Below are 9,332 nucleotides of genomic sequence, written 5' to 3'. Positions count from 1 at the left end.
GCCACCACGGGCCGCCCGGTCCGCGCCCGGGCGGCCCGGCGGGCTGCTGGGGCTCGGGCGGCGGCTCCGGCGGCGGGGCCGGAGGGCCGGACAGGGGGCCGGACGGGGGTCCCGAGGGCGGAGTGGTCACTCTGCATTGTGTGTTCGGCGCCAGACAAAGCCGCAAGCCGGGGTATTCCGGACGAGCGGTGCGGGCGGGTGCTGCTTAGCCTGGGCGCGTGAGCCACGACACCACTGCCCCCAGCGCCCTGCGCGGCTGGCTGGACGCCCTGGCCGTGGTTCTCGCAGGTGTCGCCTCGATGGTGGTCGTGGCGGCCCTGGGGCTGTGGCTGGCCGGGGCGTCGCAGCTGCCCGGCTCGGCCTTCGTGCCGGTGGTGGCGGCCACGGTGGTGATGGCGGTGGGCGGCCGTACGGAGCTGAGCGGCGGCGCCGGGTTCATCGCGAGCTCGGACGCCGGGATCACCCTCGTGCCGCTGTCGGTGAGTCTGGCGGGGGCGCTGGTGACGGCGGCGGTCTTCGTACGGCCGCTGAGCTTCCGGGCGGTCACTTCGGGCGCCGAGCTGGTCGGGCGGTTCGCCCGTACGGCGGTGCTCTGGCTGATCGCCCTGGTCCTGATCACGCCCGCAGCCCGGCACACCTTCACCATCTCCGTCGGGAACTCCCTCCTCGACCAGCTCGGCAGCCTCTTCGGCGCCACTCCGAGCGTCGGATTCCGCGCGACCTACCCGGCGACGATCGGCTTCGGCCTTCTGTGGCTGCTGGTCGTCCTGGCCCTGGCCGTCACGGTGTCCCGCCGGGCCCCGCTGCCGACCCGCCTGCTGCACCTCGAGCCCTCCTTCCGCCCCGCCGCCCGCGTCACGGTGACGGTGCTGCTCGCCTACACCGCCATCGGGCTGATCGCCGCGATCGTGGTGGCCGCCTCCGGAGCGGGCGGCGCCGACGCGGGCGACGTCTTCGCCGTCGTGTTCCTCGGGCTGCCGAACCTGGCGTGGCTGGCCTTCGGCCTGGGGCTCGGGGCCACCTGGGACGGCAGCGTCAAGGGCGGCATCGGCCTGCCCATGCCGGAGGCGCTGGCCTCCGTGCTGCGGACGACCGGCAAGGGTGATGTGCCGCTCAACCTGAGCTCCCTCTCGCAGTACGACGGGAGGGTCTGGCTGCTCCCGCTCCTCGCGGGCGTCGCGCTGCTGGCCGCCGGTCTCGTGAAGGCCCGGCGTTCCCCGCCCGGCGTCGGCCACCTGCGCAACGCCCTGCACCTGGCGCTGGCCATGGCGGTCGCGATGCTGGCCGTCGGACTGCTCACCAGCGTCCACGCCCACTACGGGCTCTCGCTGTTCGGCATCGGCGACGTCTCCGCGAGCGGCGGCCTCGGCGGAGCGGTGTCGCTGCACTGCCGCCTGCTGACGGCGGTGCCGATCGCCGCCGGGTGGGGAGCCGTGGCCGGCTTCATCGGCAGCGTCCTCGCGTCATGGACGCCGAAAAACCGGTAGCGCCCACCGCGGCGGATCCGGCGGCGCCGGGAGAGGGGCCGACGTCCTCGGCGCCGTCGCCACCTCGGCGGGCGGCTTTTCGGCCACTTCCGCGGCCAGCTCCTCGGGCAGCTCGCCCACGACCTGGGTCGGCTGGTGGTCCAGCTGCGCCGGCGCGGGCCCGGAGGCCTCCTCGCGTACGCTCCAGGCGGTCCGCAGCGCGGCCACGAACCGCAGGCACGTGTCGTGCCGCTCCCCGGGGGACTTGGCCAGCGCCCGGGCCATGACCTCGTCGACGGCGTCCGGCAGTTCGGGCCGCAGCGGGGTCAACTTCGGCGGCTCGGAGTACAGATGGGCCCACAACAGCGCCAGGTCGTCATCACGCCGGAAGGGCGCGGCGGCCGTCAGCATCTCGAAGACCACGCAGCCCAGGCTGTACACATCGCAGCGGCCGTCCACCGGGTGGCCCGAGATCTGCTCGGGCGCGACATAGTCCAGCGTGCCCACGAACTGCCCGACCGTGGTGAAGCCGGTCAGCGACAGGGACTTCTTCGTCAGCCCGAAGTCGGTGAGATAGACGTGCTCGGGGTGGTCGGCGTCGGTGCCCTCGGCGATCAGGATGTTGCCGGGCTTGACGTCCCGGTGCACCAGGTCGTGCGAGTGGGCCGCGTCCAGCGCCGAGGCGATCTGTACGGCGATGCGCCCGGCGGTCTCCAGCGGCAGCGGTCCCTCGCGGTCGATGAGTGCCCGCAGGTCGCGCCCCTCCACGTAGCGCATCGCGATGTAGAGGATGCCGTCGGTCTCCCCGGCCTCGAAGATCGGGACGATATGCGGGTGGTCGATGGCGGCGGCGACCTCCGACTCGTGCACGAAGCGCTTGCGGAAGACGTCGTTGCGGGCCAGCTCCGGGGCGAGCACCTTGAGCGCGACCGTTCGGCCCAGGCGCAGGTCCTTTGCCCGGTACACCACGGCCATGCCGCCGCGGCCGATCTCCCGCTCGACCCGGTACCCGGCGATCTGCCGGCCCGCCATGTCGGTCGGGGCGGTCACGGCACGTCACCGATCCGGGTGGGCGGCCGCTGTTGCACCGTGGTGGCCGGCTCGGCGGAGGGCGGCTCGACGGCCGCGTACGTCGTCATCTCCGCGCCCTCGCAGTAGACCCACCGCTCGTGCTCGGCGTCGAACAGCCAGATCGCCTCGCCGTCCACGACCGCGCCGATCCGGGTCCCCTCCGTACGCCGCCGGAAGGTCTCGCCGTCGATACGGCCCGCCGCCAGCTCCTCCGTCAGGTGCCGGTAGCGGCTCAACGCCCGCTCCACCTCGGCCAGCAGCGGCCGTGCGTCGCCCGTGCGCTCCGGCGTGCCCGAGGCCTCCGGCGGGCCCTGCGGTATGGCGACGAGCAGCCGTGCGTCCACCCACGCGGACCAGCCGTTGGAGCAGACGACGCGGCCCCAGTCGCCCCGGCGGCCCACCAGCCGTACGGGCAGCAGCGGATCGAGCCGCGCCGAGGGCCGCGAATCGCCGGGCGCGGCCCAGGTCGGCAGGCCGGCGGCCGGGGCGACATGCGTGGGACGGAACTCCTGGGTGCCCATGGGCGTCAACTCCGCATGATCGCGGGCTCGTGCCGCCGCAGCAGCCTGGACACCGCGAACGCGTAGACCGCGCTGAGGACCAGCATCATGGCCATGTCCAGCAACCAGACGCCCGCCGAATGCCGGAACAGCGGGTCGGCGGCAGAGGTGTCCCGCACGACCCGGTGCAGGTCCACTGTCCCGGCCATCGCGCCGAGCGCCCAGCGGGAGGGGATCAGCCAGGCGAACTGCTCAAGTCCCGGCGTCCCGTTGAGCGGCAGCAGCGCGCCGCAGAAGACCACCTGGACGATGGCGAGCAGCACCAGCAGCGGCATGGTGACCTCTTCCTTGCTCACCAGTGCCGAGACCAGCAGGCCCAGCATCATCGCCGTGAAGGACAGCAGCGCCACGGCCAGCGCGATCTCGGCCAGCGGTGGCAGGAACACCCCGCCGCCGCCCTGCGGTCTGAGTTTGACGCCGAAGAGCCCGACCATGGTCAGCACGAGCGCCTGGATGACGGTGATCACTCCGAGCACGACGATCTTCGAGCAGAGATACGCGGACCGGGACAGCCCGACGGCCCGCTCCCGCTGATAGATCACCCGTTCCTTGACCAGCTCACGTACCGCGTTGGCCGCGCCGGTGAGCACCCCGCCGACGCACAGGATCAGCAGGACGTTGAAGGCGTTCTTCTCCGTCAGCTTCCCCCCGGCCAGCGCGTGCGCCATCGCGCCCATCACGAACGGAAGCGCGATCATGATGGCCAGGAAGGTCCGGTCGGCGACCAGCGAGGCCGTGTAGCGGCGGACCAGCGTACGCAACTGCCCGCCCCAGCTCTGCGGCTTGGGCGGCTTGACGCCGTGCTGGGCGGAGTCCGGCGCCGGTCCCGGCCGGTCGTCGGCCGAGGCGATGTACTTGGAGTGCAGTGAGGAGGCCTGGTACTGGCCGGCCCAGTCGCGCTGCTGGTCGTTCTCGAAGGCCTCGAAAGCCTCGGGCCACTCCTTGAATCCGAAGAAGTCCAGGGCGTCCTCGGGCGGGCCGTAGTAGGCCATCCGCCCGCCGGGCGCCATGACGAGCAGCCGGTCGCAGACTTCGAGGCTGAGCACGCTGTGGGTGACCACGATGACGGTGCGGCCGTCGTCGGCGAGGCCGCGCAGCATGTTCATCACCGAGCGGTCCATGCCCGGGTCCAGGCCGGAGGTCGGCTCGTCCAGGAAGAGCAGCGACGGCTTGGTCAGCAGCTCCAGCGCGACGCTGACCCGCTTGCGCTGGCCGCCCGACAGGCTGTGGATCGGCTGGTCGACCCGCGCCTCCAGGCCCAGTTCGCCGATCACCTCGTCGACCCGCGCCCGCCGCTCGGCCTTCGCGGTGTCGCCGGGGAAGCGCAGCTCGGCCGCGTAGCCCAGGGCCCGGCGCACCGGCAATTGCAGGTGCAGGATGTCGTCCTGCGGTACGAGACCGATGCGCTGGCGCAGCTCGGCGTACTCGCGGTAGAGGTCGCGGCCGTCGTAGAGCACGGTGCCGTGGTCCGCCGGGCGCAGCCCCGTAAGGGCGTTGAGGAGGGTGGACTTGCCCGAGCCGCTCGGGCCGACCACCGCGAGCAGGCACTTCTCGCCGACGGGGAAGGAGACGTGGTCCAGCAGTGTCTTGCGGCCGCCGTCGACCTCCACCGCAAGGTCCCTGACCTGCAGCGAGACTTCGCCGGTGTCGGTGAACTCCACCAGCTTGTCGCCGACCAGCCGGAAGACCGAGTGCCCGATGCCGACGATGTCACCGGCATGGATGGCGGCCCGGGTGACCGGCTGGCCGTTGAGATACGTGCCGTTGTGGCTGCCCAGGTCGACGATCTCGTAGCCGCCGCCCGGGGCCGCGCGCAGCTCGGCATGGTGCCGGGAGACCACCAGGTCATCGACGACCACGTCGCTGTCGGCGGCGCGGCCGATCCGTACGGTGCGGGCGGGCAGCGACCGGATCGACGTGGGCTGCCGGAAGGTGCCGGTGGCCACCGGGCCGGTGAGGGGGGGCTCGTACGCCTCCGGCTTGAAGGCTTGCGTCTCGGGACCGTGCGCGACGCCGCTGAGCTTGGCCCAGGGGCCGTCCGCCGGGTGGCCGAAGCGGATCATGCTGCCGGGGCCGACGCCCCACTGGCGGACGCTCTTGCCGTCGGCGTATGTGCCGTTGGTGCTGCCGCTGTCCTCGAGAATCCAGCCGTTGTCGTCGGCCCGCAGCAGCGCGTGGTGCCACGACACCCGGGGATCCTCGTACGCGACCTCGCTCAGCGGATCGCGTCCGACATGGTAGGTCCGCCCCGGGACGATGACCTGCTGACCGTCATCGGTCTCAAGGACAAGCTCGGGCGCGTCGGGCGCGAAGTGCCGCTCACCCATGATCCAGAGCCTAGACCCTGAGGCGACGGGGCGCGCGGCGGCCTCTCGTGGAGCTGCCGGAGCTACCAGCCGGAACTACCAGGCGGAGGGCGAGTAGTCCTTCAGGAAGCAGCCGTACAGGTCCTCGCCGGCCTCGCCGCGGACGATCGGGTCGTAGACGCGGGCGGCGCCGTCGACCAGGTCCAGGGGGGCGTGGAAGCCCTCGGTGGCCAGCCGCATCTTGTCGGGGTGCGGGCGCTCGTCGGTGATCCAGCCGGTGTCGACGGCGGTCATCAGGATGCCGTCGGACTCCAGCATCTCCTGGGCGCTGGTGCGGGTCAGCATGTTCAGCGCGGCCTTGGCCATGTTGGTGTGCGGGTGGCCGGGGCCCTTGTAACCGCGGCTGAACTGGCCTTCCATGGCGGAGACGTTCACGACGTACTTCCGGCGGGCCGCGGAGGCCGCCATCGCCGGGCGCAGCCGGCTGACCAGGACGAAGGGCGCCGTGACATTGCACAGCTGCACTTCGAGCAGCTCCACCGGGTCGACCTCGTCGACCTTCTGGATCCAGCTGTTGACGGGGGTCAGGTCCGGCACCAGGCCGCCCGCGTCGATCGCGGTGCCGGCCTCGATACGGGCCGGCGTGGCCGAGCCGGTGGTCAGCGCGAGCGCGGTGACGTCCTGGGCGGTCAGCGCGTCGTCCCGGCGCGGGCCGGGCAGGGCGGCCTGGGCACCGCTGCCGAAGGTGCCGATGACCTCGGAGGCGGGCAGCTCCCCGGCCGGTAGCGGCGCCGACTCGGCGGACACCAGCTCCGCGTACGCCTGGGGGGAGCGGCGTACGGTCTGCGCCGCGTTGTTGATCAGGATGTCCAGCGGGCCCTGCGCGGCCACCGAGTCGGCCAGCGCCACGACCTGCGCCGGGTCGCGCAGGTCGATGCCGATGATCCTGAGGCGGTGGATCCACTCGGCGCTGTCCGGCATCGCCTTGAAGCGGCGGATCGCGTCATTGGGGAAGCGAGTGGTGATGGTGGTGTGCGCGCCGTCGCGCAGCAGGCGCAACGCGATGTACATGCCGATCTTCGCGCGACCGCCGGTGAGCAGAGCGCGCTTGCCGCTGAGATCCGTACGTGCCTCGCGCTTGGCGCGGTTCTCGTGCGCGCAGGCCTGGCAGAGCTGGTGGTAGAAGGCGTCCACCTCGACGTAGCGGGTCTTGCAGATGTAGCAGGAGCGCGGCCGCTCCAGGATCCCGGCGATCTCGCCGCTGACCGACGAGCTCGGCAGCAGGCCTTCCGTCTCGTCGTCGATCCGCTCGGCCGAGCCGGTCGCGGTGGCCTCGGTGACCGACTTGTCGTTGGCCGTCTTGGCGGCCCGGCGCTCCTGGCGGCGGCGCTGCTTCACCGACCGGTAGATGCCGGCGGTGGCCAGGCGGACGGCGATGGCGTCCGGGTGGTCGACCGGCAGCTCGTCGAGCTCCTTGAGCACACTCAGGCACAGCTCCAGGCGTGCCGGGTCGATACCCGGGACCTGCTCCTGCTGCGCTGTGATGCTCTGGCCGTGGTCGATCGCCGTCATGCCCGCCGTCGTTTCGTGGATCGCGTGTTCCATCTCTTCCCGGCGGAACTCTACGTAGCAGACGAGGCCCCGGCCAAACCAGGAGGTTCCGGCGGCCGGGAACGCGGCGGGGAACGCGGAGGGTGTCTCACTCCAGCGGGGCGGTGGCCTCGCTCTCGTACTCGTAGTCCCACGGCTCGTCGGCGATGTGCTCGACGCGCTTGTAGTACGCGGCACTGTCGGGCCAGGCCTGGTGGGCGGCGGCGTCCTGCACGGTGATCGCCAGCGGGTCGTACAGGATGCCCTCGGGCGGCTGCCCTCCGCCGGCGACGACAATGCCGAGAATGAGGCCGTCGCCGGGGCCTCCGTGGAGTCGGATCCTGGTGGTCATGGAGGTCACCTCCCATATCAATGATCGCGCTCGTGCGTCGAACACGCAGTGAAGATCCCCGCGTATTCGCCTTTCCCATGGTCCTATCGGCCGACAGGGCACCGAAGATCGGCTAATTTACGCACCCACGCTCCAATTCCCCCACTAGGAGCACGCGTGCGCGAGTTCACCGTGCCGGCCCTGGCGACAGCACCTCTTGTCGGTGGTCTCGCCGATGCCGTATTCGAAAAAGCTTCCGAGGCGCCGGACCGCGTCCAGCTCGGCCGTAAAGTCGCCGGCCAGTGGCAGGACGTGACCGCCGCCCGGTTCCGCGACGAGGTGATGGCGCTGGCCAGGGGCCTGCTCGCGGAGGGCGTACGGTTCGGGGACCGGGTCGTGATCATGTCCCGCACCCGCTACGAGTGGACGCTCTTCGACTTCGCGCTCTGGGCGGTCGGCGCCCAGCCGGTGCCGGTCTACCCGACGGCCTCCGCCGAGCAGCTCGGCTGGATCCTGCGGGACGCCGGGGTGGTGGCCTGCGTGGTCGAGGACGAGGACCACGCGATGACGCTGGGCTCGGTGATCGGCGGGCTGAACGGCGTGACGCGGGTGTGGCAGCTGGACGCCGGGGCGGTGGAGCGGCTCGGCGAGGCGGGGCAGCGGATCCCGGAGAGCCTGGTGCACCGGCACCGGCTCGCGGTCACCCCGGACGCCGTGGCGACCGTGATCTACACCTCCGGGACGACCGGCCGACCGCAGGGCTGCGTCCTCACCCATGCCAACTTCATGACCGAGTGCGACAACCTCATCGCGGGCATGCGGGCCGTCTTCGACCCCGTCGACGGCGAGGCCCCCTCGACGCTGCTCTTCCTGCCGCTCGCGCACGTCTTCGGCCGCATGGTGGAGGTCGCGGCCGTCCGAGCCGACGTACGGATCGGCCACCAGCCCGACATGTCCGCCGGGGCGCTGCTGCCGGACCTGGCCACCTTCCGGCCGACCTTCGTCCTGGCCGTGCCGTATGTCTTCGAGCGGGTCTTCGGCGCCGCCAGGGCCAAGGCCGAACAGGACGGGAACCTGCACATCTTCGACCGGGCGGTCGAGGTGGCGGTGCGCTACGCCGAGGCCCGGGAACGGAAGGCCTTCGGCGAGGGGCCGGGGCCGGGCCCGGCGCTGCGGCTGAGCCACCGGTTCTTCGACCGGCTCGTCTATGGCAGGGTGCGCGACGCGATGGGCGGCCGGGTCCGCAACGCGGTGAGCGGCGGCTCCACCATGGGGCGCCGGCTGGGCCTGTTCTTCGCCGGGGCCGGCGTGCCGGTCTACGAGGGCTACGGCCTCACGGAGTCCACCTCGGCGGCCACCGTCAACCCGCCCGGCCGGGTGCGCCACGGCACCGTGGGCCGGCCCGTACCGGGGACGGATCTACGGCTCACCGATGAGGGCGAGATCCTGCTGCGCGGCGGCGGCATCTTCTCCGGCTACCTGGGCGATCCGGACGGGACGGCGGCGGCGCTGCGGGAGGGCTGGCTGCACACCGGCGACCTGGGCAGCATCGACGACCACGGCTACCTGACCATCACCGGCCGCAAGAAGGAGCTCATCGTCACCGCCAGCGGCAAGAACCTCACCCCGGGGGTCCTGGAGGAGCGGGTTCGCGAGCATCCGCTGGTCGAGCACTGCATCGTGCTCGGCAACGACCGGCCGTACGTCGCCGCGCTGGTGACCCTCGACCCCGAAGCGGTGCGGCACTGGCTGCGGCTCCGCAACAAGGCGATGGCCACCGACCCGGTCGAGCTGGTGCGCGACCCCGACCTGGAGGCCGAGGTGCGGCGGGCGGTCAGCGCCGCCAACACCCAGGTCTCCAAGGCCGAGTCGATCCGCGCCTTCCGTATCCTGCCCTTCTCCTTCACCGAGGAGCTCGGCCTGCTCACGCCGTCGCGCAAGCTCAAGCGGCGGTCGATAGAGCAGGCCTTCTCCCCGGAGATCGAGGCCCTGTACGGGAGTTGAGGGT

General features: G+C 72.0%; 7 protein-coding genes. 2 read left to right on the top strand and 5 right to left on the bottom strand.

The window, feature by feature from the left end; all coding sequences use genetic code 11:
* Positions 1-218: 218 nt before the first annotated feature.
* Positions 219-1,487 (top strand): streptophobe family protein, encoded by a 1,269-nt coding sequence (locus EFK10_RS26160; RefSeq protein ID WP_127358113.1) that lies wholly within the window; start codon positions 219-221, stop codon positions 1,485-1,487.
* Here the strand turns inward: EFK10_RS26160 and EFK10_RS26155 are convergent.
* The 5 genes from EFK10_RS26155 to EFK10_RS26135 all read right to left on the bottom strand — a co-directional run bounded on the left by EFK10_RS26155 (position 1,464) and on the right by EFK10_RS26135 (position 7,345).
* A complete protein-coding gene (locus tag EFK10_RS26155) occupies positions 1,464-2,498 on the bottom strand; it encodes a serine/threonine-protein kinase (protein WP_127358124.1) in 1,035 nt (344 codons plus the stop codon). The genes EFK10_RS26160 and EFK10_RS26155 overlap by 24 nt on opposite strands.
* A gap of 14 nt (positions 2,499-2,512) precedes the next feature.
* Positions 2,513-3,058, bottom strand: a complete 546-nt coding sequence (locus EFK10_RS26150) for a hypothetical protein (RefSeq protein ID WP_127358112.1) — start codon at positions 3,056-3,058, stop codon at positions 2,513-2,515.
* A 5-nt stretch (positions 3,059-3,063) separates the two neighbouring features.
* Positions 3,064-5,424, bottom strand: coding sequence for an FHA domain-containing protein (locus EFK10_RS26145; RefSeq protein WP_127358111.1), 2,361 nt, complete (start codon positions 5,422-5,424; stop codon positions 3,064-3,066).
* 75 nt (positions 5,425-5,499) lie between these two features.
* On the bottom strand, positions 5,500-6,975 hold the full coding sequence (locus EFK10_RS26140; RefSeq protein ID WP_127358123.1) for an SDR family oxidoreductase: 1,476 nt from the start codon (positions 6,973-6,975) through the stop codon (positions 5,500-5,502).
* Positions 6,976-7,102: 127 nt separating this feature from the next.
* On the bottom strand, positions 7,103-7,345 hold the full coding sequence (locus EFK10_RS26135) for a hypothetical protein (RefSeq protein WP_127358110.1): 243 nt from the start codon (positions 7,343-7,345) through the stop codon (positions 7,103-7,105).
* Between the two features lie 156 nt (positions 7,346-7,501).
* Here EFK10_RS26135 and EFK10_RS26130 point away from each other — a divergent pair, with 156 nt between their 5' ends.
* On the top strand, positions 7,502-9,328 hold the full coding sequence (locus tag EFK10_RS26130; protein WP_127358109.1) for an AMP-dependent synthetase/ligase: 1,827 nt from the start codon (positions 7,502-7,504) through the stop codon (positions 9,326-9,328).
* Positions 9,329-9,332: the final 4 nt, after the last annotated feature.

This window comes from Streptomyces soli (genome assembly GCF_003999195.1).
Classification (GTDB): domain Bacteria; phylum Actinomycetota; class Actinomycetes; order Streptomycetales; family Streptomycetaceae; genus Actinacidiphila; species Actinacidiphila soli.
This window is presented reverse-complemented; position numbering and strand designations above follow the sequence as displayed.

What these genes read in the sequence shown, in the direction of transcription:
- EFK10_RS26140 (WP_127358123.1), bottom strand. Translation starts at nt 6,975, where the DNA reads ATGACGGCGATCGACCACGGCCAGAGCATCACAGCGCAGCAGGAGCAG.
- EFK10_RS26155 (WP_127358124.1), bottom strand. Translation starts at nt 2,498, where the DNA reads ATGGCGGGCCGGCAGATCGCCGGGTACCGGGTCGAGCGGGAGATCGGC.
- EFK10_RS26150 (WP_127358112.1), bottom strand. Translation starts at nt 3,058, where the DNA reads ATGGGCACCCAGGAGTTCCGTCCCACGCATGTCGCCCCGGCCGCCGGC.
- EFK10_RS26145 (WP_127358111.1), bottom strand. Translation starts at nt 5,424, where the DNA reads ATGGGTGAGCGGCACTTCGCGCCCGACGCGCCCGAGCTTGTCCTTGAG.
- EFK10_RS26135 (WP_127358110.1), bottom strand. Translation starts at nt 7,345, where the DNA reads ATGACCACCAGGATCCGACTCCACGGAGGCCCCGGCGACGGCCTCATT.